At 66.2% G+C, this 23,327-nt stretch carries 25 protein-coding genes; 13 read left to right on the top strand and 12 right to left on the bottom strand.

What is annotated here, in order from left to right:
• The first annotated feature begins 71 nt into the window (after positions 1-71).
• The 3 genes from BLR24_RS08975 (at position 72) to BLR24_RS08985 (ending at position 3,542) form a co-directional block, all read left to right on the top strand.
• The gene (locus BLR24_RS08975) at positions 72-1,454 is read left to right on the top strand and encodes a phosphomannomutase/phosphoglucomutase (RefSeq protein ID WP_093016317.1); all 1,383 of its coding nucleotides are present in this window, start codon (positions 72-74) and stop codon (positions 1,452-1,454) included.
• Positions 1,455-1,459: 5 nt separating this feature from the next.
• On the top strand, positions 1,460-2,836 hold the full coding sequence (locus BLR24_RS08980) for a 3-deoxy-D-manno-octulosonic acid transferase (protein WP_093015829.1): 1,377 nt from the start codon (positions 1,460-1,462) through the stop codon (positions 2,834-2,836).
• A 181-nt stretch (positions 2,837-3,017) separates the two neighbouring features.
• Complete coding sequence (locus BLR24_RS08985) at positions 3,018-3,542, top strand: hypothetical protein (RefSeq protein WP_093015832.1); 525 nt, start codon at positions 3,018-3,020, stop codon at positions 3,540-3,542.
• Between the two features lie 42 nt (positions 3,543-3,584).
• Here the strand turns inward: BLR24_RS08985 and BLR24_RS08990 are convergent, their stop codons facing one another.
• The 4 genes from BLR24_RS08990 to BLR24_RS09005 all read right to left on the bottom strand — a co-directional run bounded on the left by BLR24_RS08990 (position 3,585) and on the right by BLR24_RS09005 (position 6,929).
• A complete protein-coding gene (locus BLR24_RS08990) occupies positions 3,585-5,111 on the bottom strand; it encodes a TolC family outer membrane protein (RefSeq protein ID WP_093015835.1) in 1,527 nt (508 codons plus the stop codon).
• A gap of 21 nt (positions 5,112-5,132) precedes the next feature.
• Positions 5,133-5,471 carry a rhodanese-like domain-containing protein gene (locus BLR24_RS08995; RefSeq protein ID WP_093015838.1) on the bottom strand — a complete coding sequence of 113 codons (339 nt, stop codon included), beginning with the start codon at positions 5,469-5,471 and terminating at the stop codon, positions 5,133-5,135.
• A 13-nt stretch (positions 5,472-5,484) separates the two neighbouring features.
• A complete protein-coding gene (locus tag BLR24_RS09000) occupies positions 5,485-6,162 on the bottom strand; it encodes a protein-L-isoaspartate O-methyltransferase family protein (RefSeq protein WP_093015841.1) in 678 nt (225 codons plus the stop codon).
• A gap of 89 nt (positions 6,163-6,251) precedes the next feature.
• Positions 6,252-6,929, bottom strand: a complete 678-nt coding sequence (locus BLR24_RS09005) for a TetR/AcrR family transcriptional regulator (RefSeq protein ID WP_093015844.1) — start codon at positions 6,927-6,929, stop codon at positions 6,252-6,254.
• A gap of 101 nt (positions 6,930-7,030) precedes the next feature.
• Here BLR24_RS09005 and msrA point away from each other — a divergent pair, with 101 nt between their 5' ends.
• From msrA to BLR24_RS09025, 4 genes are all read left to right on the top strand, one after another.
• A complete protein-coding gene (msrA, locus tag BLR24_RS09010; RefSeq protein WP_093015847.1) occupies positions 7,031-7,582 on the top strand; it encodes a peptide-methionine (S)-S-oxide reductase MsrA in 552 nt (183 codons plus the stop codon).
• A gap of 23 nt (positions 7,583-7,605) precedes the next feature.
• Positions 7,606-8,019, top strand: coding sequence for a hypothetical protein (locus BLR24_RS09015; RefSeq protein WP_093015850.1), 414 nt, complete (start codon positions 7,606-7,608; stop codon positions 8,017-8,019).
• Between the two features lie 81 nt (positions 8,020-8,100).
• Positions 8,101-10,206 carry a TonB-dependent receptor gene (locus tag BLR24_RS09020; protein ID WP_093015853.1) on the top strand — a complete coding sequence of 702 codons (2,106 nt, stop codon included), beginning with the start codon at positions 8,101-8,103 and terminating at the stop codon, positions 10,204-10,206.
• A 70-nt stretch (positions 10,207-10,276) separates the two neighbouring features.
• Positions 10,277-11,227: an AEC family transporter gene (locus BLR24_RS09025; protein WP_093015856.1), complete on the top strand. Its 951-nt coding sequence runs from the start codon at positions 10,277-10,279 to the stop codon at positions 11,225-11,227.
• A 131-nt stretch (positions 11,228-11,358) separates the two neighbouring features.
• On the opposite strand, the gene BLR24_RS30885 is transcribed toward BLR24_RS09025, so the two are convergent.
• Positions 11,359-11,739 carry a hypothetical protein gene (locus BLR24_RS30885; RefSeq protein WP_093015859.1) on the bottom strand — a complete coding sequence of 127 codons (381 nt, stop codon included), beginning with the start codon at positions 11,737-11,739 and terminating at the stop codon, positions 11,359-11,361.
• Positions 11,740-11,757: 18 nt separating this feature from the next.
• On the opposite strand from BLR24_RS30885, the gene BLR24_RS09035 reads away from it, so the two are divergent.
• The gene (locus tag BLR24_RS09035; protein WP_093015862.1) at positions 11,758-12,966 is read left to right on the top strand and encodes an OmpA family protein; all 1,209 of its coding nucleotides are present in this window, start codon (positions 11,758-11,760) and stop codon (positions 12,964-12,966) included.
• Between the two features lie 7 nt (positions 12,967-12,973).
• Here the strand turns inward: BLR24_RS09035 and pdxH are convergent, their stop codons facing one another.
• Positions 12,974-13,627: a pyridoxamine 5'-phosphate oxidase gene (gene pdxH, locus BLR24_RS09040; protein ID WP_093016319.1), complete on the bottom strand. Its 654-nt coding sequence runs from the start codon at positions 13,625-13,627 to the stop codon at positions 12,974-12,976.
• Between the two features lie 64 nt (positions 13,628-13,691).
• Here pdxH and BLR24_RS09045 point away from each other — a divergent pair, with 64 nt between their 5' ends.
• Positions 13,692-14,264 (top strand): nucleotidyltransferase family protein, encoded by a 573-nt coding sequence (locus BLR24_RS09045; protein ID WP_093015865.1) that lies wholly within the window; start codon positions 13,692-13,694, stop codon positions 14,262-14,264.
• Positions 14,265-14,268: 4 nt separating this feature from the next.
• Here BLR24_RS09045 and BLR24_RS09050 read toward each other — a convergent pair whose 3' ends face one another.
• Both BLR24_RS09050 and BLR24_RS09055 read right to left on the bottom strand, forming a co-directional pair.
• Positions 14,269-14,820: a superoxide dismutase family protein gene (locus tag BLR24_RS09050; RefSeq protein ID WP_093015868.1), complete on the bottom strand. Its 552-nt coding sequence runs from the start codon at positions 14,818-14,820 to the stop codon at positions 14,269-14,271.
• A complete protein-coding gene (locus BLR24_RS09055) occupies positions 14,817-15,530 on the bottom strand; it encodes a gamma-glutamylcyclotransferase (protein WP_093015871.1) in 714 nt (237 codons plus the stop codon). Before BLR24_RS09055 ends, BLR24_RS09050 begins: the two co-directional genes overlap by 4 nt.
• A gap of 126 nt (positions 15,531-15,656) precedes the next feature.
• Between BLR24_RS09055 and BLR24_RS09060 the strand changes: the two genes are divergently transcribed.
• The 4 genes from BLR24_RS09060 (at position 15,657) to BLR24_RS09075 (ending at position 19,568) form a co-directional block, all read left to right on the top strand.
• Positions 15,657-16,205, top strand: coding sequence for an OmpA family protein (locus tag BLR24_RS09060; RefSeq protein WP_093015874.1), 549 nt, complete (start codon positions 15,657-15,659; stop codon positions 16,203-16,205).
• Positions 16,206-16,372: 167 nt separating this feature from the next.
• Positions 16,373-18,202 (top strand): phosphogluconate dehydratase, encoded by a 1,830-nt coding sequence (gene edd, locus BLR24_RS09065; protein WP_093015877.1) that lies wholly within the window; start codon positions 16,373-16,375, stop codon positions 18,200-18,202.
• The gene (gene eda, locus BLR24_RS09070; protein ID WP_093015880.1) at positions 18,193-18,837 is read left to right on the top strand and encodes a bifunctional 4-hydroxy-2-oxoglutarate aldolase/2-dehydro-3-deoxy-phosphogluconate aldolase; all 645 of its coding nucleotides are present in this window, start codon (positions 18,193-18,195) and stop codon (positions 18,835-18,837) included. Before edd ends, eda begins: the two co-directional genes overlap by 10 nt.
• Positions 18,838-18,839: 2 nt before the next feature.
• A complete protein-coding gene (locus BLR24_RS09075) occupies positions 18,840-19,568 on the top strand; it encodes a haloacid dehalogenase type II (protein WP_093015883.1) in 729 nt (242 codons plus the stop codon).
• A 9-nt stretch (positions 19,569-19,577) separates the two neighbouring features.
• On the opposite strand, the gene BLR24_RS09080 is transcribed toward BLR24_RS09075, so the two are convergent.
• The 4 genes from BLR24_RS09080 to BLR24_RS09095 form a co-directional block, all read right to left on the bottom strand.
• A complete protein-coding gene (locus tag BLR24_RS09080) occupies positions 19,578-20,639 on the bottom strand; it encodes an acyltransferase family protein (RefSeq protein WP_093015886.1) in 1,062 nt (353 codons plus the stop codon).
• Positions 20,636-21,814 (bottom strand): hypothetical protein, encoded by a 1,179-nt coding sequence (locus BLR24_RS09085; RefSeq protein WP_254787217.1) that lies wholly within the window; start codon positions 21,812-21,814, stop codon positions 20,636-20,638. The genes BLR24_RS09080 and BLR24_RS09085 overlap by 4 nt, the downstream gene beginning before the upstream one ends.
• A gap of 302 nt (positions 21,815-22,116) precedes the next feature.
• Complete coding sequence (gene gloA, locus BLR24_RS09090; RefSeq protein WP_093015889.1) at positions 22,117-22,554, bottom strand: lactoylglutathione lyase; 438 nt, start codon at positions 22,552-22,554, stop codon at positions 22,117-22,119.
• A gap of 41 nt (positions 22,555-22,595) precedes the next feature.
• On the bottom strand, positions 22,596-23,276 hold the full coding sequence (locus BLR24_RS09095; RefSeq protein ID WP_093015892.1) for a glutathione S-transferase family protein: 681 nt from the start codon (positions 23,274-23,276) through the stop codon (positions 22,596-22,598).
• Positions 23,277-23,327: the final 51 nt, after the last annotated feature.

Consider the following 23,327-nt stretch of genomic DNA (forward strand, 5'->3'; position numbering starts at 1 on the left):
TTCGGACATGTGGGCGCTGGAACGCTTGCCTACAATGGCCCGGTCTCCAGAACCAACAGGGAATGCCCTCCATGCAACTCAGCGCATCGATATTCAAGGCCTATGACATCCGAGGCGTGGTGCCCGTCACGCTGGATGCAGAGGTCGCAGAAGCGCTCGGCCGGGCTTTCGGCAGCGCCGCCCGCGCGGCCGGTGAAAAGACCGTGGCCGTGGGCCGCGACGGCCGCCTGTCCGGCCCCGCGCTCGTCGAGGCATTGATCAGCGGCCTGGTTGCCACCGGCGTCGAGGTGATCGACGTGGGGGCCGTGACCACGCCCATGCTCTACTTTGCGGCCCACACGCTGTGCTCGAGCGGCATCCAGGTCACGGGCAGCCACAACCCCAAGGACTACAACGGCTTCAAGATGGTGCTGGCGGGGCGTGCCATCTACGGCGACGAGATCCAGGGCCTGCGCAAGGTGATGGAAGAGGGCAGCGCGAAGCTCGCACCCGGCGGCAGCGTGCGCAAGGTCGACGTGACCGAGGCTTACACGCAGCGCATCGTCGGCGACATCAAGCTGGCCCGTCCGCTCAAGATCGTGGTCGATTCGGGCAACGGCATCGCGGGCGCCACGGCACCCGCCATCTTTCGCGCCATCGGCTGCGAGGTGACCGAGCTGTTCAGCGAAGTCGACGGCGACTTTCCCAATCACCACCCCGATCCGAGCAAGCTCGAGAACCTCAAGGACCTGATGGCCGCGCTGGCCACGGGCGATGCCGAACTGGGCCTGGCCTTCGACGGCGACGGCGACCGCCTTGGCATCGTTACCAAGGACGGCCAGAACATCTTTCCCGACCGCCAGATGCAGCTCTTTGCGCAGGACGTGCTCTCGCGCGTGCCGGGCGGCACCATCGTGTACGACGTGAAGTGCTCGCAGCGCCTGGCGCCGGCCATCGAGGCGGCGGGCGGCAAGCCGATGATCTTCAAGACCGGCCATTCGCTCATCAAGGCGAAGATGAAGGAAATCGATTCACCGCTCGGCGGAGAGATGAGCGGCCACATCTTCTTCAAGGAGCGCTGGTTCGGCTTCGACGACGGCACCTATGCGGGCTGCCGCCTGCTCGAGATCCTGAGCAAGACGCCGAACGCGAGCGACACGCTCAATGCATTGCCTACGAGCTTCTCGACCCCCGAACTCAACGTGAAGTGCGCCGAAGGCGAACCGCACGCGGTGGTCGACAAGCTGCTTGCCGGCGCGAGCTTTGCGGCACCCGCCGTGGTCTCGACCATCGACGGCCTGCGCGTTGACTGGCCCGACGGCTTCGGGCTCATCCGCGCTTCCAATACCACGCCGGTGCTGGTGCTGCGCTTCGAGGGCCAGACCGATGCGGCCCTGAAGCGCATCGAAGCCGAAATGCTCGCGCTCCTTCGAACCGTCAAAGCCGACGCGACGCTGGCCGAAGCGTCGCACTGAGCCCCGTGCGTTCGCTGCTGCTGCGCCTCTACGGCGCCTTCACCACCGCCGTGCAACCGCTGGTTCGCCGCAAGCTGCGGCGCCGCGCGGTGGCCGAGCCCGGCTACGCCGTGGCCGTCGAGGAGCGCTTCGGCCACTACGACGATGCCATCACCGGCGAAGGCCAGTGCTGGGTGCATGCGGTTTCGCTCGGCGAGACGCGCGCGGCCGCCATCCTGATTGCTGAGCTGCGCAGGCAATATCCGGGCATACCGATCCTGCTCACGCATGGCACCGCCACGGGCCGCGAAGAGGGCGCCAAGCTGCTCGAACCCGGCGATACGCAGGTCTGGCAGCCGTGGGACACGCCGGGTGCCGTGGCGCGCTTTCTCGACCGCTTCCAGCCGCGCATCGGCGTGCTGATGGAAACCGAAGTCTGGCCCGAGATGGCCGCCGCCTGCGCCGAGCGCCGCATTCCGCTGGTGCTGGCCAACGCGCGGCTCAACGAGAAATCGCTGGCCGCGGCCGAGCGCCTCGGCTGGCTCGCGCGGCCCGCGTACTCGGCACTCGCCGCCGTGTGGGCGCAGACCGAAGCCGATGCGCACCGGCTGGTGTCGCTCGGCGCCAAGGTGGCCGGCATCTACGGCAACCTCAAGTTCGATGCCTCGCCCGATGCACGCCAGCTAGCCACCGCCGTGGCGCTGCGCGAACGGCTGCCGCGACCGATGGTGGTGCTCGCGAGTTCGCGCGACGGCGAGGAGCGCATGCTGCTCGACGTGCTCAAGCGCTTTGGCGCCACCTCGCCCGTGCCGCCCGAGCAGGGCGCCGTTCGTTCGATTGCCAAGCGTGTGCACGACGTGCAATGGATGATCGTGCCGCGCCATCCGCAGCGCTTCGACGAAGTGGCCGCGCTGATCGAATCGCAGGGTTTTGCAGTGGCGCGCCGCAGCGCCGCGGGCGAGCCGGCCGAAGCCGAGATCTGGCTCGGCGATTCGCTCGGCGAAATGGCGCTCTACTATGGCCTGGCCGACGTCGCGCTACTCGGCGGAAGCTTCGAGCCGCTGGGCGGACAGAACCTCATCGAGCCCGCCGCATGCGGTTGCCCGGTGGTCATGGGCCCATCGACCTTCAACTTTGCCGAGGCGGCACAGCTGTCGCTCGCGGCGGGTGCTTCCTTGCGCGTCGAGAACATGGAGCAGGCCGTGACCGCGGCGCTCAAGCTGGTCGAGAACCCCGAGCGCCGCGCCGCCATGGCGGAGGCGGCATTGGCCTTCTCGTCCTCGAACCGCGGTGCGGCCGAACGCACGGCTGCGGCGGTGCTGGCCATCGCGCAGGCCGCCGATCCCGTGGTCACCGAAAGCGCGCCCCTGGACGATTCCAGAGCAGAGCCAACGCTGGAGTGACCTGACAAACAGTTAAAAATTCACGATTGTTTCGCCGAAGGAAAAGAGGCGATGACTTCGTGAAATAAGCCCAATGCCGCGAAGGCACTCCTCCCACAATGCGACATCGTGATTGTTGAGGAGGGCGACGGTGGAGAAAAAGATCATTGCGGTTGGCGGTCCGCCAGCATCTGGAGGGCGCTTGCTCTTTCTTCGCAGCGGCGCCAGGGGGGCCATCGCCGCGGCGCTGCTCGGGTGCTTCCTGAACTCTCCGGCGCTGGCGCAGGAAGCGCCGGAGCCGGGCACGCTGCAGCGCCTGGCGGCTCAATCCGGGCTTGGCACGTGTCTCAATGCCGTGCGCCGGGCCGGGCCTTTGCTCACGGGCCCGGAGGGCTCTTACGCAGTCCTTTCAATGAGCCATCCGGTGGCCCCCGACGCCAGCGCCTGGACCGTGGCGATAGAGCGTGCCCGTGAGGGCGTTTCCGATCTGGTGTCGGCCACCTTCGCTCCCACGATTCGGGGCGGCTGCGACGTCGTCTACGAAGTCGTCCAGCTATGGCGCATGTCATGCCAGGACTACGCACTGAAGGCCGGGTCCGCAACCATCAGCGTTCCCGTCATCGGACTGCGCATCGGAGTGATGGCGGCAAGCCCGACAAGTCATGTGTACCTGATGCGCACGCCCGGCGGGTGCACCAGCGTCACGAGGGAGTACCTGTTTCTCTGAGGGAGCCGCGCGGATCCGGCGGCTCGCACGCTTCGCGGCGTTCTAGCGCGCTGGCGGATTCAGGATGACTGGCGGCGGCGGTGCCGAAGGCATGACCGGCGCCGGCGGATTGAACGGCGGCACCGGCACCGGCGGCACGACGGGAATGGGAGGCGGCGTGACCGGCACGCCCTGCGGGCGTTCGCCAAGCGACGGCGCAGGCGTGCTCCCGTTTTTCGCCAGCGTCGCATTGATCGCGTTCATGTCTTCAACGGTGAGCGTGCCATTGGCCTGGCGCAGCTTCAGGTTACCCAACAGCACGTTGTAGCGCGCCTGCGCGAGATCGCGCTTGGTCTGGAACAGCTGGCTCTGCGAATTGAGCACATCGATGTTGATGCGCACGCCCACCTGGTAGCCGAGCCGGTTGGCATCGAGCGCGCTTTGGCTCGAAGCCTCGGCCGCTTCGAGCGCCTTCACCTGGCCCGCGCCCGACACCAGGCCGAGATAGGCCGCGCGCGTGGCCTGCGCCACGCTGCGGCGGGTGCCTTCGAGCACGCTGCGCGACTGGTCTTCGAGTGCGAGCGTTTCCTTGATTCGGTTCTCGGTGGCAAAGCCCGCGAACAGCGGCAGGTTGAACACCACGCCCACGGAGGCGGCGTTGATGCGCGTGCCCACGGTGCTGGTGGCGGTCCCTTGCGGGTTGCGCGTGATGTTGTAGCCCAGGTTGGCATCGAGCGTGGGCTTGTGGCCGGCTTCGGCCTTGCGTATTTCCAGCCCCGCCACGTCCAGGCCGAGCCGCGCCTGGCGGATGGCGGGATGCACTTCATCGGCCTGCGCGACCCAAGCCTCGATGTTGGCCGGCATGGCGGTGGGCAGCACCACCGGCTGTGCCAGCGGCACCGGCACGCTGCCGGGTCGGCCGACCAGCTGGTCGAGCACCACCTTCTTCACCTGCAGGTCGTTCTCGGCGGCAATTTCCTGCGCAATGACGAGGTCGTAGCGGGCCTGCGCTTCGCGCGTGTCGGTGATGGTGGAAGTGCCGACCTCGAAGTTGCGCTTGGCCGATGCGAGCTGCTCGGCCACGGCCGCTTTCTGCGCGCGCACCAGCGTCAGGGTGTCCTGGCTTGCGAGCACGTCGAAGTACGCTTGGCTCACGCGCACGATCAGGTCCTGCTCGGCCGTGGTGAGCACCGCCTCGGCGATCTCGGCCTGGCGCTTGCCCTGCTCGTAGGTGGCCCAGTTGGCGGGCCGGTAGAGCGGCTGCGTGGCATTGACGCCGACGTTCTGTGTGCTGAAGTCGCGCGGCGTGCTCGTTCCGCGGCCGGCGCCGGTGAGCGTGTCGATGTCTAGCGTGTTGCGGCTCGCGCCAGCCGTGAGCCCTACGGCGGGAAGGATGCCGGCCTTGGCCTGCGCGGCGCGCGCCACGGTTGCGTCGTACTGGGCACGCGCACCTTGGTAGGTGGCGTCGAAGCCGCGCGCGGATTCGTAGAGTTCGTTCAGTGTCTGGCCTTGGGCCGGCAATGCGAGCAGGGTGGCAAAGAGACTTGCGAGCGCTGCGGAGAGAGGCAAAAGCCTGGGCCTGGAAGGCATTGAACGTCCTTGAAGAAAGAATCAGTAGCGCGGCACGGCGGGGTCGTGCTGTGCGGACCAGGCGTCGATGCCGCCGGCCACGTTGGCCAATTCGGCAAAGCCGTTCTGGCTCAGGAACGCCGCCACGCGCTGGCTGCGCGCGCCGTGATGGCAAAGGCATGCAATGCGCTGGCCTTCGCCGAGCTCCGAAATGCGCGCCGGAATTTCATTCATCGGGATCGCGACCAGCGTGAAACCCTGGGGAGCGACGCTCGCGGTCTGCAGCTCCCAGGGTTCGCGCACGTCGAGCAGCACGGGCGCCGCGCCGGGGTTCTGCGCATACCAGGCGGCCAGGTCGGCGGGGCGGACTTGATCGATCATGCGGTGGTCCCGTTCAGAAGGAGAAGCGCGAAGGCTCGGGAAAATTGAGCAGCCGCGGTGCCACGGTGTCCCACGGCTGGATGGTGTCCCACTTGCTTTCGCTGCTCCGGGTGACGAAGTGGGCGCGCATCATCGGTTCGTCGCCCACGACGGCGGCGAGACGGCCGCCCACCTTGAGCGAGCCGAGCAGGTTCTGCGGAATGCGCGCCACGGAGCCACTGAGCACGATCACGTCGAAGCTCGGGCCGCTCGGCAGCGGCACGGCGCCGTCGGCATGGCGCACCTCGACATTGGCCACGCCGTTCTGGCGCAGCGTTTCGGCGGCGCGGGCGGCCAGCACGGGGTCGATCTCCAGCGACAGCACCTGGGCCGCGCGATGGGCGAGCAGGGCGGCCATGAAGCCCGATCCGGTGCCGATTTCGAGCACCGACTCGTGCTTTTGCACGTGCAGGTCCTGCAGCATGCGCGCCTCGACCTTGGGCGAGAGCATCACCTGGCCGGGAACGGAGCCGTCGCCCAGCGGAAGCTCCATGTCGAAAAAGGACAGCGCGCGATGCTCGGGCGGCACGTAGTCTTCGCGCCGAATGCTGGCCAGGAGGTCGAGAATTTCCAGGTCGAGCACATCCCAGGGCCGGATCTGCTGCTCGATCATGTTGAAGCGCAAGCGCTCGAGGGTGGGGGTCGGGTTCATTCGGGCTTTTCCTTGTGGGGCTCAGGACAAACCTTCAATTTTAGGTTGCCAGGCCCCGACCCGCGGGACACCTGTGATCCATTTGCTTGTCATTCCGCTGCTCCGGGCCGCCGTGTGAGGCCGTACAGCACCGTCTCGGCCTGCGTCGCAAGGAATTTTTCAGGGTCGAGCGAGGCTTGCCCATCGACGCAGATCATGGCCGAATGCTTCCAAAGCATGAGAAAGATCATGGGCGCAAGCACGGCGTAGATGGCATGGTCGACATCGACCGGCGCGAATTCGCCGCGGTCGATGCCGCGCTGCAGGATGCGCCGCAGCAGCGCATGGCCCGGACGGACCACCTCCTGGCGGTAGAACTCGGCCAATTCGGGAAAATTGGCGCCTTCGCTCATCATGAGCTTGGTCAGGCCCGATGCCTTGGTCATGCCGACCCGCTCCCACCAGATGCGCATGCAATAGCGCAGCATGTCGGCCGTGGTGCCCTCGAAGGCCTCGAACTCGTCGTTCCACTCGGAGAACCGACCGCTGAGGTTCTCGACCACCACGGCCTTGAAGAGCTCTTCCTTGCTCGGAAAATAAAGGAAGAGGGTGCCCTTGGAGACTCCCGCGCGGGCCGCGACTTCCTCCGAGCGGGTGGCGGCAAAGCCTTTTTCGACGAAAAGGTCGAGCGCCGCGGCCAGGAGCTCTCCGGGGCGCGCCTCCTTGCGGCGCTCGCGTTTGGAGCGCACCGGGCAGAGCTTGTCGGCAAGGGAGCGGGGCGTGGGCATGAGATTAATGACTGACGGGTTAGTAATGTAGTGACCGGCATCCGGGCCGTCAAGCCGCGACAATATCGGGTTCGCCTTTTTCCTACCTGCCGGAGCAGCCTATGACTTCCTCACCGTCGCCCACCGAAACCGTCGTGCTCGGCGGAGGCTGCTTCTGGTGCACCGAGGCCGTGTTCGACCGCGTGCAGGGCGTGGTGGACGTCGAATCGGGCTATTGCAATGGCCAGATGGTCAACCCGAGCTATGAGCAGGTTTGCACCGGCCGAACCGGGCATGCGGAAGTGGTGAAGGTCGAATTCGACCCGGCCGTCATCAGCCTGCGCGAAATTCTCGAGATCTTTTTCGTGGTGCACGACCCCACGACCCTGAACCGCCAGGGCAACGACGCCGGCACGCAATACCGCAGCGGCATTTATGTGACGAGCGACGCGCAGAAGCAGGTGGCACAAGACGTCATCCGCGAGATCGAGGCGAGCAAGACCTACGGCTCGCCGATCGTGACCGAGGTGGCGCCGCTCGCCAACTACACGGCGGCCGAGGCCTACCACCAGGACTATTTCCTGAACAACCCGAACCAGGGCTACTGCGCCTTCGTGGTCGGCCCCAAGGTCGAGAAGTTCCAGAAGACTTTCGCGTCCCGGGTCAAAGGCTGATCGCTCCCCAGGCCCTGCTTTTCATGCACGTCGCGCTCAGCCCAACGCCGAACCGGTCGATCCTGTCGACCCGCGCGATCGCCATCGCGCTGATGGTGGCGCTGTGGTTCGCGGGCACGCTGGGGCTCATGCACCGGTCGCTGCACGTGCCCGGCCTGGCGCATGCCCATGTAACCGCCGATGCCACTGCCCAGGCCGTTCATGCGGAGGGCGCGCACGAGCATGCAGCCCGCGGCCTCGCCGGCCTGTTCGGCGACCACTCCGATGCTGAATGCCGGCTGTACGACCAGCTGTCGCACGGTTCGGGAGCATTGGGCGTTCCCACGGTGGTGCTGCCGGTGCTGCTGCCGTCGGCCACCTTCGCCTATCTGCAGGGCGAGGCCATCGCCCGTTGGGTTGCGCTGTTCGACGCGCGCGGCCCGCCTTCCACTCGCTGAATCTTCCCTGTGTTCCGGTTGCTGCACCCGCGCCTTTGCGGGTGGCGGCAGATCGTCCCTTGATTCAACGAGTGCTCATTCATGATTCCCAATTTCCGTCGCAACGCCATCGGCGCTGCCGTTCTTTCGCTCGCCTCTTTTGCGAGCATGGCCCAAGCCCAGCCGGCACCCCAGGCGCAACCCGCCGACGCGGCCGCAGCAGCCAGCCTGCCGGAGATCGCCGTCACCGGCAATCCGCTGGGCGCCAGCGAGCTGATCGCACCCACCACCACGCTGTCGGGCGACAAGCTGTTGATGCGCTCCGAATCGACGCTGGGCGAAACGCTCAACAACCTGCCTGGCGTGAGCAGCAGCTACTTCGGCCCCAACGCGAGCCGGCCGATCATCCGCGGCCAGGACGGCGACCGCATCCGCATCCTGCAGAACGGCGGCGGCGCTCCTGACGCTTCGGCGTTGAGCTACGACCATGCCGTGCCGGTGGACGCGCTGGTCACCGACCGCATTGAAGTGCTGCGCGGGCCTTCGGCGCTGCAGTACGGGGGCAGCGCCGTGGGCGGCGTAGTCAACGTGATCGACAACCGCATTCCCACCGAGCCCATCAACGGTTTCGGCGGCCGCGCCGACCTGGGCTTTTCGACCGGCAGCAAGGAGAAGAACGGCGGCGTGGTGCTGGAGGGCGGCAACGACCGCTTCGCGCTGCACGTCGATGCGTTCAACCGCGACGCCAAGGACGTCTCGGCGCCCATCGACCTGGAGTGCAGCAAGCCCGGGCGCCCCTGGCTGGCGCGCAAGATCTGCAACTCGGCCAACGAGGCGCACGGCGGCGCGGTGGGCGGCACGCTGTTCTTCGACCAGGGCTATATCGGCGCCTCGGCCAGCACCTACCGCAGCAATTACGGCACCGTGGCCGAAGACGACGTGACCATCGGCATGAAGTCCGACCGCTACGCGCTCGAAGGCGAGTGGCGCCCGGGCGGCATCATCAGCACCGTTCACGTCAAGGCCAGCCATACCAACTACCGCCACACGGAATACGAAGGCGGCGAAGCCGGCACCACGTTCTCAAACATGAGCAACGACCTGCGCATCGAGGCACGCCACCGCAAGATCGGCAACTTCGAAGGCCTGGTCGGCTTTGCGAGCGAAAGCAACCACTTTGCCGCCGACGGCGAGGAAGCCTTTGCCCCGCACAGCCGCACCCGCTCCAACGCGCTGTTCATGTATGAAGAACTCGGCACTTCGTGGGGCCGCCTGAGCTTTGGCGCGCGCACCGAGAAAGTCCGCGTGACGTCGCTCGGCTACCCGGACGATCCGACGGTGACGCGCTTTGCCGTTGGCGAGCGCACCTTCAACCCGCACAGCGCGGCCCTGGGTGCGCTGGTCAACCTGACGCCGCAGTGGCAGCTCACCTCGAACCTCGCCTACACCGAGCGGGCGCCGAAAGACTACGAGCTGCTCGCCAACGGGCCGCACGTGGCAACGGCCGCCTGGGAGGTCGGAAATCCCGACCTGCAGAAAGAAAAGTCGACCGGCTTCGATCTCGGCGCGCAATGGAAGTCGGGCGCCAACACGGCCCGCGTCAACGCCTACGTCACGCAGTTTCGCAACTACATCGGCCTGACGGCTTCGGGCCGCACGCTCGATGAAGAAGGCCAGGTGGTGACCGACCCCGCGGCGACCAACACGCTGGCCGAGTACCTCTACAGCGGCGTGCGCGCGCGCTTCACCGGCATCGAGGCCAGCGGCAACCTGCGCCTCCTGGGCACCGAAGGCTTCGCGCGCATGGCCGATGCCTCGACGCTCGACCTGGAATGGCGCGGCGACGTGGTGCGTGCGAAGAACCTCGACACCGGCGAGCCGCTGCCGCGCATCGCGCCGTTCCGCGCCGGCGCGACGCTGGCGTATGGCAACGGCCCATGGAGCGCGCGCTTCGGCTTCGACTACAACGCGGCGCAGCGCCATGTGCCGAGCGTCGGCGCGCGGGAGACCGATGCCTACACGCTGTGGAACGCCTCGATTTCCTATCGCATGAAGGTGCAGCGCGCCAACCTCACCTGGTATGCGCGCGTCGACAACATCACCAACAAGCTGGCCTACAGCCCGACCTCGATCCTCACGACGACGGTGTATCCGAACGCGCCGCTGCCGGGGCGTTCGCTGAAGGTGGGCCTGCGCGTGACGTTCTAAGGCGCCGGTCCCGCTCCTTCCTTCTGTCATCGGCGGGAGGAAGGGGCGGGCAAAAGGCTATCCTCGGCGGGTGAATTCGTTCGTCATCTCTTCGCTCCTTCCCGTCGTCTTTCTCATTGCCGCGGGCTTCCTGGCCGGCCGGCGCCGCTGGATCGGCGGCAATGCCGTCAAGGACCTTTCCAACCTGATCTTTCTCTTGCTGGCGCCGGCACTGCTGTTTCGCGCCATGAGCACGGTGCACGTGCAAGAGCTGAGCCTGAAGCCGGTGGCGGCGTACTTCATTGCGTCGGGCCTGCTGTTCGCGGCCACGCTGGCGCTGCGCGGCTTCAACCGCACAGCGGCCGTCATTGCGCTGGCCAACACCTACAGCAACACCGTGATGATCGGCATCGTGCTGGTCGGTCTCGCTTATGGCGAGCAGGGCATGGTGGTGTTGCTCACGCTGATCTCGCTGCACTCGCTGGTGCTTTTGACCAGCGCCACGGTGGTGCTGGAACTGGCCGTGGCGCGCGAGCATGCGGCGGTGAGCGGCCAAGCGAAGCGCCCCATGGCGCGCACCGTGATGCGGGCGCTGCGCAACGCCATCATCCACCCGGTGCCGCTGCCGATCATCGCGGGGCTGCTGTTCGCGCAGACGGGGCTCGCGATGCCCGAATCCATCGACAAGCCGATCATGCTGCTCGGCCAGGCCTTCGGTCCCGTCGCGCTCGTGATGGTGGGCATCACGCTCGCGCTGACGCCCATCGGCCGGCATTGGCGCGGCGCCATGGTGCAGTCGCTGGTGAAGAACCTGCTGCATCCGCTGCTGGTGGCCGGCATCGGCTGGCTGCTGGGCGTGCGCGGCATTCCGCTCACCGTGATGGTGGTGGCGGCGGCGCTGCCCATCGGCGCCAACGTCTTTCTCTTTTCGCAGCGCTACCGCACGGCCGAAGACCTGGTCACGGCCAGCGTCGCGATGTCGACAGTGCTCGCGCTGGCCACGCTGACCCTGGTCATGACCCTGGTGCAGTGGCTTCCCTGAATTTTTCATAAGTCTTTAGCGCTACCGAGGCGCCGACCGCGTGCACGGCGGGCGCCTATGCCGTTCGGCAGGGTGGCCATTTGGCGAGATGGCGAGCGGCGCCTGCCGCTCTACATTTGCCCGCTGATGATTTACAAGGCGCGGTCTTCGCCGTTTTCCGTCATGGCGCCGATCGCGATGGTGATGGCGCTGTACTGTGTTGTCTTGCAGGCGGCGGCGGACACCAAGCCGTGCCGGACGCCCTGCCTTTCGGCCGCGGTGCCGCGCGAGTCGACGCCAATTCCGCCAGCAGCGGCGAAGCCAACGGAGGAGCCCAAGCCTGCACCTGCCGCGGCAACGCGGCCGAATGCCAAACCGAGGCCGCAGGCTATTGCCGTGGCTGCGACTCCCCCAGCCCCGCTGGCACAGGAGGTGGAGAAGGCTGCCGCGCCCAAACGGCCGCCGCCCTCCAGGCGCTGCACCGAAATCAACATGCGCGCGGCGGTCGGCGAGCCGCTGTCGGACGAAGACATGAAGATATTGAGGAGTCAATGCTGATGATGAACACCACCCGCCCCATTCGCACGGCGCTGCGCGTATTGGCGCTATGCGCCGCCGTGCTTCTTGCTGCGTGCGCGCATCGTCCGGCCCCGAGCAATGCCATGCCCTTCGACCAGGCCGTCAACCAGGCGGTGGACGACCTGATCGTGCAGACTCAGAAGCTGCCGGCCTTCCTGGCCAAGGTGGAGTCGACGATCAAGCAAAGCCGCATCGTGATCGACCCGCTGCTCGAGGGCTCGAGCGGCCAGCAGACCGAAGTCACGCGCGTGGCCGAGCAGCGCATCGTCCAGCGCATGCAGTCGCAGTTCAAGCAGTTCACCGTCACGCCGTTCAACAATGCCGAGATCGAGCGCGCGCAATACGTGCTCAACGGCACGCTGGTGCGCGACAAGGACGCGGCCGACGGGCGCTACCGCCTGAACCTGGCGCTGACCGAGATCAAGAGCGGCGTGGTCATTGCGCAATCGGTGGCGCGCATCAGCGATGCAACGCTCGACACGCGGCCGACTGCGTTCTTTCGCGACAGCCCTGTGAACGGCAAGGACCGCGGCGTGGAGGGCTACATCCGCACCGCCGAAACACAGCCGGGCCAGGCCGCCGATGCGCTGTACCTGGAGCGCCTGCCCACGTCGACGGTGCTGCAGGAAGCCACGGCAGCTTATGAAGCCGGCCGCATGAGCGAAGCGCTCAGCCGCTACGAAGCCGCCTCGCGCCGGTCCGACGGCCAGCAGCTGCGTATCTACAGCGGCCTGTACCTCACGCAGGCCCAGCTCGGCCGCACCGCGGACGCGGAGAAGACCTTCGGCACCATCGCGCGGCTCGGGCTGGAAACCAACAACCTGAGCGTGAAGTTCCTGTTCAAGCCCGGCTCGACCGACTTCCTGGCCGACCCGAAGATCAGCGCCGCCTACCCGATGTGGCTGCGCCAGATCGCGCGCCAGGCTGCGCAGATCGATTCATGCGTGGTGGTCACGGGTCACACGAGCCGCACCGGTTCGGAATCGGTCAACGAGCGGCTGTCGCTGCAGCGCGCGGTCAGCGTAAAGAGCCGGCTGGTGGGCGAGGCGCCGCCGCTCTCGAAGAAACTGCGCGAGTCCGGCATGGGGTTCCGCGAAAACATCGTGGGCACGGGTGCGGACGATGCGAGCGATGCGCTCGACCGGCGCGTCGAGTTCAAGGTCGTCGGCTGCGAGGCTTGACGAAAATTCAGGGCGCAAGGCGTTCACGCACCCACGCGGCGCCTTCGAGCCGGTAACGCAGCCGGTCGTGCAGACGGCTCTTGCGGCCCTGCCAGAACTCCCAGCGATCCGGCACGAGGCGATAGCCGCCCCAGTGCGGCGGGCGCGGCGGCGAGAGCAGGTGCCTGGCGGCCGCCACGGCCGCGTTCTTGACCAGCACGTCGCGCCCGCTGATCACTTCGCTCTGCGGGCTGGCCCAGGCGCCGATGCGTGAATCGAGCGGGCGGCTCGAAAAGTAGGCATCGCTTTCCTCGGCGCTGGTTTTTTCCACGCGGCCCTCGATGCGCACCACGCGCTCGAGCTCGACCCAGTGAAACTGCAAGGCGGCATACGGATTGCCCGAGAGCTCGCGGCCCTTGCGGCTTTCATAGTTGGTGTACCAGACGATGCCGCGCGCATCGAAGCCCTTGATGAGCACGATGCGGCTCGAAGGTCGCAGGTCGCTGGCCACGGTGCACAGAGTCATCGCGTTGGGCTCGGGCACCTGGGCGTCGATGGCTTCGCCGAGCCAGCGCTCGAACTGCTTCAGCGGGTCGTCGGCGCTGTGGGTTTCGCCGAGTTCGGCGCGCTCGTAGCTCTTGCGCAGCGCAGCCAACGTTTCGTTGGTGGGAGAAGAAGTCATGGCGGCATTGTTGCGCATGCACCGCCACACGGCATCCAGTGCATTCCGGGCACATACTCGGCGCATGGCGGCAAAGGCGACTTCCCCCTTGGTGATCGTGCTGGCCTCGGGCCGCGGCGAGCGCTTCATCGCGGCCGGGGGCATCGGTTCCAAGCTGCAGGCGTCGCTCGCGGGCAAGCCGCTGCTCGAACGCACGCTCGACGCCGTGCGCGCCAGTGGCCTGCCGTGGCGGCTCGAAGACGCCGGGCATCCGGGCATGGGCGATTCGATTGCCGCCGCGGTGCGCGCCACACCCGATGCCGCAGGCTGGCTGATCCTGCCGGGCGACCTGCCGCTGGTGCGCCCCGAGACACTGCGCGCCGTGGCCGCGGCGCTCACCGGCCGTATCTGCGCGGCGCAGCCGCAATACAGAGGCGAGCGCGGGCATCCGGTGGGCTTTTCGGCCGGCTGCCGGGCCCAGCTTGCGGCGCTGCGTGGAAACCTTGGCGCGGCACCGGTCTTGAAGGCAATGCGCGCCATCGACGCGGTGGCTGACCTGGTGGTCGACGACGTCGGCATCGTGACCGACATCGACACGCCCGAGGCCCTGGCACGCGCCGAGGCCTTGTGGCGGGAGCGTTCGGCGGGCGCTGGCTAGCCGGTCAGCGCCGCGTGATCACCGCGCAAGCGGTGCGCGGGCCGGAGTTGCCGGCCGGCTGGGTCGTGAAATCGTCGCGGTCGCGGTGCACCACGAGCGCGCGGCCTACCACGTTGTTGGTGGCGCCTTCGGTCAGCGAAATGGTGTGATCGTCGACGCTGAAGCGCGCCACGCCGCTGGCGTCGGCCACCAGGCTCGGCAGTTCGCCGGCATGGCTCCCCGGCGCGCCGAACTTGCCGTGCGTGCCGCCGGTGGGGTTGAAGTGGCCGCCCGAGGCATTGCCGTTGTCGCCGCAGTCGCCCTTTTCATGGATGTGGAAACCGTGCTCGCTGCCCGGTGCCAGGCCGCGCACTTCGCCGGCCACGCGCACGCCGTGGTCCAGGGCGGTGAAGGTCACCGAGCCCCGTGTCGGATTGGGCGAGATCGCCGCGGTCGGCGTCAGTTCGGCGGCCGCGCTCGGCTTGCCGCCCATCATGCTGCTCATACCGCCGCAGGCGGAGAGCAGGGCGCCGGCGAGAAGAGCGGTGCCGGTGGCGGCGAAAAGGCGATGGTTCATGGTTTTTCCTTTTTGGAAGATGGGTTCGGAGACCCCGGAACATATACCGGACCCGGCGGCGTACCGCAATCGGCGGCTGCCTCGGACTGCTTTTGCTGCGCCTCTTTGGCGTCTTGCTCCTGCTGTTCCTGCTTCTCGTGCGCCAGCGCCACCAGCCGCGCCAGGGCCGCGTCGTGGATCGAATGCCGGCGCAGCTCCAGCAAGGTCTGGCGCGCATAGTCGAGCGAGCTGCCGTAGCGGCCGACCGCATGGGTGAAGATGTGGCGGTAGCGATCGTCGCTGAGTTCGCCGGTGAAGTTGGGGCTGCGCCTCGACAGGGTGAAGGCCAGCGCGCGCACGGGGCCTTCGGGCGTGTTGCACTGCAGCCACCTGGGGTCGTACACGCCGGTCGGCATCTCGCGCAGCCAGAGCCTGCGAAGCGTATCCAGGCCGTGCGCCGAAGGCACCCGGAACACCATGCCGCGGCAGCTGCCGCCCGAGAGCAGGCCGAAGACGAGACCCGGCGTCTGCACGCTGCCGCGGTTGATGCGGCTCCACATCTTCAGTGCCCGATGCCACCCGTGCACCCAGGCCTGCCGACGCTCGACAAAGTCGAACTCCGGGCGCCAGATGAGCGAGCCATAGCCGAAGAGCCACAGATCCTCGCGGCCACCCCAGTCGGCAATGGCCTGTTCGAGCATGGGCTGCGGGTCGCGCAGCGGCCGGGGCATGGGGTCCAGTCCCGGTGGCCCAGGGTCTGGCGCAGGTCCCGAAGGGGCGGCGCCTACAATTTCGTGATCATGGTTCACCGCACCATTATTTACCGACCTCTACTTTCCTACGGAGTACGCCCCCTCATGAGTGACGACGACAGCCAGCAAAATTTCATCCTCGGATTTCTCCTGGCATTGATTGCGCTGGTGATCTTCTTTGTCGTGGGTATCGCGGTCTGGCACAAGGGGCACGCCGCGGCGCCGGCCACTGCCAAGCCCGCTGTGGCGGCCGTTGCAGCGGCGCCCGCTCCCACCGCAACGGTGGCCGAAGTAACCGAGACGGTGACGGTCGTGATCCCTGACGGCGCGAGCATCCGCGTGGCCAACGGCGTGGTGAACTTCTATTTCGCCACAGGCAGTGCCGATCTCGCGCCCGGGGCGGCCGAGGCGCTGGCGGCGGTCATCAAGGGCGTGGAGAGCGGCCGCAAGGCGGTGGTCTCCGGCTTTCACGACACCACGGGCGACGCGACCACCAACGAGCAGCTTGCCAAGAAGCGCGCCGACACGGTGCGCGACGTGCTGGTAGGCCTGGGCGTGCCGGCCAGCAAGGTCGACCTGCAGAAGCCCGCGGTCACCGCGGGGTCGGGCAACAACGCCGAGGCGCGCCGCGTCGAGGTCAAGCTGGTCGACTGACAACCCCCGCTCGTGCCGCTCGACTGGCGCGGACGGTAAATCCGTATCGCCGGGGTGGTGGATTTCCATCGGCCCCGTGCCTGCTGTCTTGGTACTATTGACTTTCGAGTCGAAGGTCGCGAAAGCGACAGTGCCGACATGCCGGCCACGCGACCGAACACATCCCCATGAGCACACATCCCACCGTCCTTGACGTTACCGATCGCATTCGCGAACGCAGCCGGGGGCCGCGCAGCGCGTACCTCGAGCGCCTGACTGAAATCCGCAACCGCGACCGGGGTTCCGACCGCATGGGCTGCGCCAACGTGGCGCACGCCGTGGCCGGCATCCCGGCCAACGACAAGTTCAGGGTGGTGACCGAGCGCGCGCCCAACATCGGCATCGTCACCGCCTACAACGACATGCTCTCGGCCCACGCGCCGTACCAGGGCTACCCGGACATCATCAAGCAGGAGGCGCGCAGCCTCGGCGCCACGGCGCAGGTGGCCGGCGGCGTGCCGGCCATGTGCGATGGCGTGACGCAGGGCACGCCCGGCATGGAGTTGAGCCTCTTCAGCCGAGACGTGATCGCCATGAGCACCGCGGTGGCGCTCACGCACGACATGTTCGACGGCGCGCTGCTCCTGGGCGTGTGCGACAAGATCGTGCCGGGCCTCTTGATCGGTGCGCTGCACTTCGGGCATCTGCCGACGGTGTTCGTGCCCGCCGGCCCCATGCCCTCGGGCCTGTCGAACGGCGAGAAATCCAAGGTGCGCGAGCAGGCGGCGCAAGGCCTGGTAGGCCGGCAGGGCCTGCTCGACGCCGAGATGGCGGCCTATCACACGGTGGGCACCTGCACCTTCTACGGCACCGCCAACAGCAACCAGATGCTGCTCGAGGCCATGGGCCTGCACGTGCCCGGCACCGCCTTCATCCAGCCCGGTGACGCGATGCGCGAAACGCTCACGCGCGAGGCCGTCCGCTCGGTGCTGGGTCGCGCCAGCGAGGCGAAATTCAATTGCCCTCCCATCGGCGAGATGGTCGACGAGCGCTGCATCGTCAATGCCATGGTGGCGCTGCTCGCCACCGGCGGTTCCACCAACCACCTGATCCACTGGGTGGCCGTGGCGCGTTCCGCAGGCATCGTGATCGACTGGGACGATTTCTCGCGCCTTTCCGACGTGATTCCGCTGCTGACGCGCGTCTATCCCAACGGCAGCGCCGACGTGAACGCCTTCCAGGCCGCAGGCGGCCCGGGCTTCGTGATCGGCGAACTGCTCGACGCCGGCCTGATGCACGCCGACGTGCTGACCGTGCGAGCCGGCGGCATCCGCGAATTTGCGAATGTGCCGTCCCTGGCGGACGATAACAAGCGCCTGGTCTGGAATTCCGCCGCACCGTCGAAGGACGAAGCCGTCGCGCGGCCCGTCGAGAGCCCTTTCAGCGCTACCGGCGGCCTCAAGCTGCTCAACGGCAACCTGGGGCGCAGCGTGATCAAGGTGTCTTCGGTGCCCGACGACCGCCACGTGATCGAGGCGCCCGCGCGTGTGTTCGATTCGCAGGCCGCGCTGCACCACGCCTTCACGGCCGGCGAGCTTGATCGCGACGTGGTGTGCGTGGTTCGCTGGCAGGGCCCGCAGGCCAACGGCATGCCCGAGCTGCACAAGCTCACGCCGCCGCTTTCGGTGCTGCAGGGCAAGGGCTTTCGCGTGGCGCTGGTCACCGACGGCCGCATGAGCGGCGCCTCGGGCAAGGTGCCCGCCGCTATCCATGTGTCGCCCGAAGCCGCCGCGGGCGGGCCGCTCGCCAAGGTGCGCGACGGCGATGTGATCCGCCTGGACGCCGTGGCGGGTACGCTGGCCGTGCTGGTGCCCGACGACGAATGGGCCGAGCGCGAGACCACTACGCTGCCCGAGGCAAAGCGCATCGCCGACGGCCACGGCCTTGGCCGTGAACTGTTCGCCGGCATGCGCCGCAATGCATTGACTGCTGAAGAAGGAGCCTGCTCATGGCTGTAGAAAACAACAAACTCACCGCGCTCGACGTCATGCGCGATGCACCGGTCATCCCGGTCATCGTGCTGAACGACGTCAAACATGCCGTCCCGTTGGCGCGCGCGCTGGTGGCCGGCGGCATCCGCATGCTCGAAGTCACGCTGCGCACGCCGCAGGCGCTGGAATGCATCGAAGCCATTGCGCGCGACGTGCCCGATGCCGTGGCTGGCGCGGGCACCATCCGCAGCGCCGCCGATGCGCAGGCCTCGGCGCTCGCCGGCGCCAGGTTTGGCGTGAGCCCGGGCTACACGCGCGCGGTCGGCAAGGCCTGCCACGACCTCGGCCTGCCGTTGCTGCCGGGCGTGGCCACGGGCAGCGAGATCATGCTGGCGCAGGAAGACGGCTACACCGAGCTCAAGTTCTTCCCGGCGCTGCAGGCGGGCGGCCTGCCCATGCTCAAGGCGTGGCAAGGGCCGTTCGGTGATGTCACCTTCTGCCCCACCGGCGGTATCCACGCGGGCAATGCGGCCGAGTTTCTCGCGCTCTCCAACGTGGCGTGCGTGGGCGGTTCCTGGATCGTGCCGACCGACGCCATCCGCGACGGCAACTGGGCGCTGATCGAGCAACTGGCACGCGCGGCGAGCCAGCTGCCGCGCTGACCATGCGCGCGGATTTCGACGCGAGCGACCTGAAGGTCATCGCGTTCGACGTTTTCGGCACCGTGGTCGACTGGCACAGCGGCATTGCCGCCGAGGCCGAGCTTGCGTTGCCCGGTGTCGATGGCGCCACCTTCGCACTGGCCTGGCGCGCCGGCTATTTGCCCGCGATGAGGTCCGTGATGGAGCGCATCGCAGCGGGCGAGGGAGGCTTCACGCTGCTCGACGAACTGCACCTCAGCATGCTCGAGCAGGTGCTGCACGATTTCGGCCTGACCGGGCAACTCGATACCGCCGCCAAGCGCCACTTGAGCCGCGCTTGGCATCGGTTGCCGGCCTGGCCCGATGCGGTCGAGGGGCTCACGCGCCTGAAGAGCAAGTTCACCATCTGCACGCTCTCCAACGGCAACATCGGCCTGCTCACCGAAATGGCCAAGCGGGCCGGGCTGCCCTGGGACTGCGTGCTCTCGGCCGAGGTGTTCAAGGCCTACAAGCCCGACCCGCGCACCTACCTGGGCGTGGCGGGCGTCTTCGACGCGACGCCCGGGCAGGTCATGCTGGCCGCGGCGCATCACGACGACCTGGCCGCGGCGCGTGTGTGCGGCCTCAAGACCGCCTACATCGAACGGCCCCACGAATTCGGCAGCGCGCAGTCCAAGGACGTTTCTCCCAACGCTGAGAACAACCTGCACGCCCGCGACATCAACCAGCTGGCGGATCTGTTGGGCTGCTGAGCGTGACGCTCACCTGGCCCTGGCTGCGCCCAGGGATTTCGCGGACTTGATCATGCCTCGCATCATCTGGGTGAGCGGGAATTCCACGAACCTGTAGACCATGTGCGAAGCCCAGAACGAGGCGACGCAGACCGCAGCGGCAATGGCAAGGATTTGGGCCGGCGAGGCGAGTCCGAGCGCCTTTACCGCGATGGGAATGGCCACCAATATGAACGGGTGAAAAAGGTACAGCGAATAGGAGCTGTCCCCAATGGCCAGAATCGTGCGTGCCTTGGCCCACACCGATCCGAGCATGATGATTCCGATGAACATCATGGCCGACGGGATTGCCAGTGCAAACCCCCGGAATTCGCTGTTTCCCAAGCCTCGCGAAATGGCCAGGTAGGCGAGAAGAGCGCCGGCGGTGGTCAAGACAATCGACAAGGGAATGTGCTGCCGCAGCAGCCCCTTCTTGAATGTGACGCCAATGGCGACGCCGAACGCGAACTCCACGAACAAGGAAAAATTCATCACCTTGGGGTCGATACCGGAGAGCAGCCCGATGAACGATGCGACGGCCAATACGAGGCAGGCGATGTAGGCGTTCCTTGGCTTTGCCACGGGAAGTGCGACAAGTGCCCACAGCCCGTAGAAGATGATCTCGTAGGTCAGCGTCCAGCCGTTGTTGACCAGATAGGGCGCCGAGGTCGGCCACAAAAAGAAGGACGCGGCGACGTCCGTCGCTTCTTTCGCGTTGCTGTTGATCAGCTTGGGCGCAATGATGAAAACGAGCAGCGCCAGCAGCGAGAGTCCCCAGTAAAGCGGAAAGACTCTCACGATCCGCTTTTCCATGAACTCCACGTGCGTCATCGTCTTGTTCGCGGTGACGAAGTAGATGATGAAGCCGCTGATCATGAAGAAGACATCCACCCCGATGATCCCGAAATCGAACAGGGGAATCGCGCCGCCGGACAAAGCATGCGCCTTTTGGGCCGCGTGGTGAATGACGACCAGGAGGGCGGCGATGCCTCGTCCGGCCTGGATGGATTCGACGTACTGGGGCTGATCGACCGCAATGGATTGGGACTTCACGAAGTGCGATCCTGGGCAAGGGGACGAGCAAAGGCCGCAGCGGCGGGAGTCGTCGTGGGGGCGGTCGTAGAAGTGACGGCTTGCCTGCGCCGCAGCAGTTTTTCCTGCGCCAGTTCGCTTTTCTGCACCAGCGCCAAGGCTGAAAAAACAAGCGGGCTCACGATGGCGAAGTGGCGGGCGAACGAACCGAAATCAGGCTCGAACACGCCCTCGATGATGAGAAAAGCCAGCGGTGCCAACGCCACCTTGCCGGCCTGGATCAGATTTTTGCTGTCGGATTTGACGCCCTTGACGATCGCTTTCACCATCCAGATGAAGGTAAAGGGCATGATCGAAATGAATGCCAACTGGCTGACCGATCCAAAACGCAAAAGCTCGAGAGGAAATGCCAGGCGGAAAAATGTGATCGTGGCATTCAGTGCCTGGAGCATCGCATTGTCGGAAGCAATGACCGCATCGATGACCGTACGCGATCCTTCGGCGCCCACGTCTCTGTTTTCATTGACCGCGGCGCGGGCGAAGTCGAGCGTTGCGCCCAATGCAATCTGGAACGTCAGCGACAGCGCGATGTAGATCAAAACGATGACAACAAACAGCCTGAATACGGTGAGCTGATTTCTTACGAGTCTCAATCCGAGCCAGGTGGCGCTGACCAGCAGCCAGTATTTTCTGACCACCCAGCCGTAGACCGTGGAAGATAAAAACCACGTGAGCCCGAACCCGCTGTGCTGCGCCGCCATGATCGAAAGCAGCACCACGCAGGCGGAGAGCATGTCCTTCGAAAGGACCGAAAGAAAAATGGCCCTGATGAAACCCCATCCCAGCGAAACAAGAAAAACGCCGAGGGATATCCGGCTGAATTGAAATATCGGTATGAGGGTGAGCGAGACGCTCAGCAGGGCGCCCGCAATCGGAGCCGTCTTGGCACTCAGCCCCACCGATTCGAGGAGGAAAGCGCTGCATGCGTAGGAGTTTCTTTCCTCCACCGACGTGGAGGCGATCTGGCAGGAGTCGGCGCCGAAAAAACTCAACAGCGTTTCTTCATCAGGAAAATTCTGAGCGGCCGTGTCGTGGTAAGCAAAAGGTATTGCTCCCACAATCAGGGCGGCAAACAAAAATATGATGAGCGATATAGCCGGATCAATGGCTTTGCCGCGGATGCTGAGAATGGTCAATGGCTGGCCGCTTGGAAGAAGCGCAAAGGTAGAAAATAGTTCAAAGGCGCGCCACCGGAGATTCATCCGAATGGACGGGCTTGCCGAACTCTAAAGGTGCTTGATTGCGATTTCGGGAAACGGCGCGCGGAGCATTGAGCATCGGCGCCGTACCCGGAGAAAATACCAGCAAAGAATATGCCGATCGCCCGCGAAAAGGTGATCATTTGTATCCTCAATTCGCCGCGCTTCATTTTAAACGGCCGCCCTCTTGGGGGCCGCTTGGTCCGGGCGCGGGGGCGGCGTCAGGCCGCAGCGCGGGGCTAAGAGGCGCGCAATGCGTCGGCTCCGGCTCCCGGCCGGCCGTCGACTTTCGATTTGTCTTGTATCAATTCGACCTTGTAGCCATCGGGATCGGTCACGAAGGCGATCACCGTGGTGCCGCCCTTCACCGGGCCGGCTTCTCGCGTGACCTTGCCGCCGGCTGCCTTGATCTTCTCGCAGGCGGCATAGGCGTCGGGCACGCCAAGCGCGATGTGGCCGTAGGCGGTGCCCAGCTCGTAGTTTTCTGTGCCCCAGTTGTAGGTCAGCTCGATCTCGGCCTGCTCGGGGTTGCCGTTGCCGTAGCCGAGGAAGGCGAGGCTGTATTTGTACTCGGGGTTCTCCGAGGTGCGCAGCAGGTTCATGCCCAGCACCTGGGTGTAGAAGTCGATCGAGCGCTGGAGGTTGCCGACGCGCAGCATGGTGTGGAGGAATCGCATCTCGTGGTATTTCTGGTGAGGGGAAGGAACGCCGATTTTCGTTATTGCGCGAGCTCGAGCAAGTGCGCCTCGTGCTTGCGCAAGAACTCGCGCAGGTGCTGCGGATACTCCGGCACCACGGCGCTCTGCACACTGGGGCGCACCGCCAGCGCATGGCGCCATGCGTTCACCTTCGGCAAGGCGTCGAAGATGTGTGAGTTGCTGATCTCATCGAACACTTCGAAGTAGCGAAAGATCGGCGCAAAGACGGCGTCCACCAGGCTGAAATGGACGCCCGCGAAGAAGGGCCCCGCCCCCAGCGCGGCTTCGACGCGCTCGAACTTGGCGGCCAGCGCCAGGCGCTTCTGCTCGAACACTTCGGCATCGCGCGTGGTTTCGTAGCCCCACAGGTCGCCGAGGATGGCCGAGCCGAATTCCATCCACGCGCGGTGCTCGGCGCGGGTGAGCGGGTCTTCGGGATGCAGGCGCGGCCCCGGCTGCGTTTCTTCCAAGTATTCGCAGATCACGTTGCTCTCGAACAGCACCGCTTCGCTGCCGTCGGGCCGCTGAAGCCGCAGCAGCGGCACCTTGCCGAGCGGCGAGATGGCGACGAACCAATCGGGCTTGTTGGCAAGGTCGATCACGACGCGCTCGAACGGCACGTTCTTTTCGGCCAGTGCGATGGCCGCGCGCTGCACATAAGGGCACAGCAGGTGGCTGACGAGGGTGAGTGGCTTGGACATGGCGGTTGCGTTTCCGGAAGAAAAAAGTGAAGGGAGTGCGCCGCGATTCTT

It is taken from the genome of Variovorax sp. OV700, assembly GCF_900099805.1.
Classification (GTDB): Bacteria; Pseudomonadota; Gammaproteobacteria; order Burkholderiales; family Burkholderiaceae_C; genus Variovorax.

Excerpts from the sequence above, each read along its gene's own strand:
- BLR24_RS08975 (WP_093016317.1), top strand. The coding sequence starts at position 72 with ATGCAACTCAGCGCATCGATATTCAAGGCCTATGACATCCGAGGCGTG.
- BLR24_RS08990 (WP_093015835.1), bottom strand. The coding sequence starts at position 5,111 with ATGCCTTCCAGGCCCAGGCTTTTGCCTCTCTCCGCAGCGCTCGCAAGT.
- BLR24_RS08995 (WP_093015838.1), bottom strand. The coding sequence starts at position 5,471 with ATGATCGATCAAGTCCGCCCCGCCGACCTGGCCGCCTGGTATGCGCAG.
- BLR24_RS09000 (WP_093015841.1), bottom strand. The coding sequence starts at position 6,162 with ATGAACCCGACCCCCACCCTCGAGCGCTTGCGCTTCAACATGATCGAG.
- BLR24_RS09005 (WP_093015844.1), bottom strand. The coding sequence starts at position 6,929 with ATGCCCACGCCCCGCTCCCTTGCCGACAAGCTCTGCCCGGTGCGCTCC.
- msrA (WP_093015847.1), top strand. The coding sequence starts at position 7,031 with ATGACTTCCTCACCGTCGCCCACCGAAACCGTCGTGCTCGGCGGAGGC.
- BLR24_RS09015 (WP_093015850.1), top strand. The coding sequence starts at position 7,606 with ATGCACGTCGCGCTCAGCCCAACGCCGAACCGGTCGATCCTGTCGACC.
- BLR24_RS09020 (WP_093015853.1), top strand. The coding sequence starts at position 8,101 with ATGATTCCCAATTTCCGTCGCAACGCCATCGGCGCTGCCGTTCTTTCG.
- BLR24_RS30885 (WP_093015859.1), bottom strand. The coding sequence starts at position 11,739 with ATGTCTTCGTCCGACAGCGGCTCGCCGACCGCCGCGCGCATGTTGATT.
- BLR24_RS09035 (WP_093015862.1), top strand. The coding sequence starts at position 11,758 with ATGCTGATGATGAACACCACCCGCCCCATTCGCACGGCGCTGCGCGTA.
- pdxH (WP_093016319.1), bottom strand. The coding sequence starts at position 13,627 with ATGACTTCTTCTCCCACCAACGAAACGTTGGCTGCGCTGCGCAAGAGC.
- BLR24_RS09045 (WP_093015865.1), top strand. The coding sequence starts at position 13,692 with ATGGCGGCAAAGGCGACTTCCCCCTTGGTGATCGTGCTGGCCTCGGGC.
- BLR24_RS09050 (WP_093015868.1), bottom strand. The coding sequence starts at position 14,820 with ATGAACCATCGCCTTTTCGCCGCCACCGGCACCGCTCTTCTCGCCGGC.
- BLR24_RS09055 (WP_093015871.1), bottom strand. The coding sequence starts at position 15,530 with ATGCCCCGGCCGCTGCGCGACCCGCAGCCCATGCTCGAACAGGCCATT.
- BLR24_RS09060 (WP_093015874.1), top strand. The coding sequence starts at position 15,657 with ATGAGTGACGACGACAGCCAGCAAAATTTCATCCTCGGATTTCTCCTG.
- edd (WP_093015877.1), top strand. The coding sequence starts at position 16,373 with ATGAGCACACATCCCACCGTCCTTGACGTTACCGATCGCATTCGCGAA.
- eda (WP_093015880.1), top strand. The coding sequence starts at position 18,193 with ATGGCTGTAGAAAACAACAAACTCACCGCGCTCGACGTCATGCGCGAT.
- BLR24_RS09075 (WP_093015883.1), top strand. The coding sequence starts at position 18,840 with ATGCGCGCGGATTTCGACGCGAGCGACCTGAAGGTCATCGCGTTCGAC.
- gloA (WP_093015889.1), bottom strand. The coding sequence starts at position 22,554 with ATGCGATTCCTCCACACCATGCTGCGCGTCGGCAACCTCCAGCGCTCG.
- BLR24_RS09095 (WP_093015892.1), bottom strand. The coding sequence starts at position 23,276 with ATGTCCAAGCCACTCACCCTCGTCAGCCACCTGCTGTGCCCTTATGTG.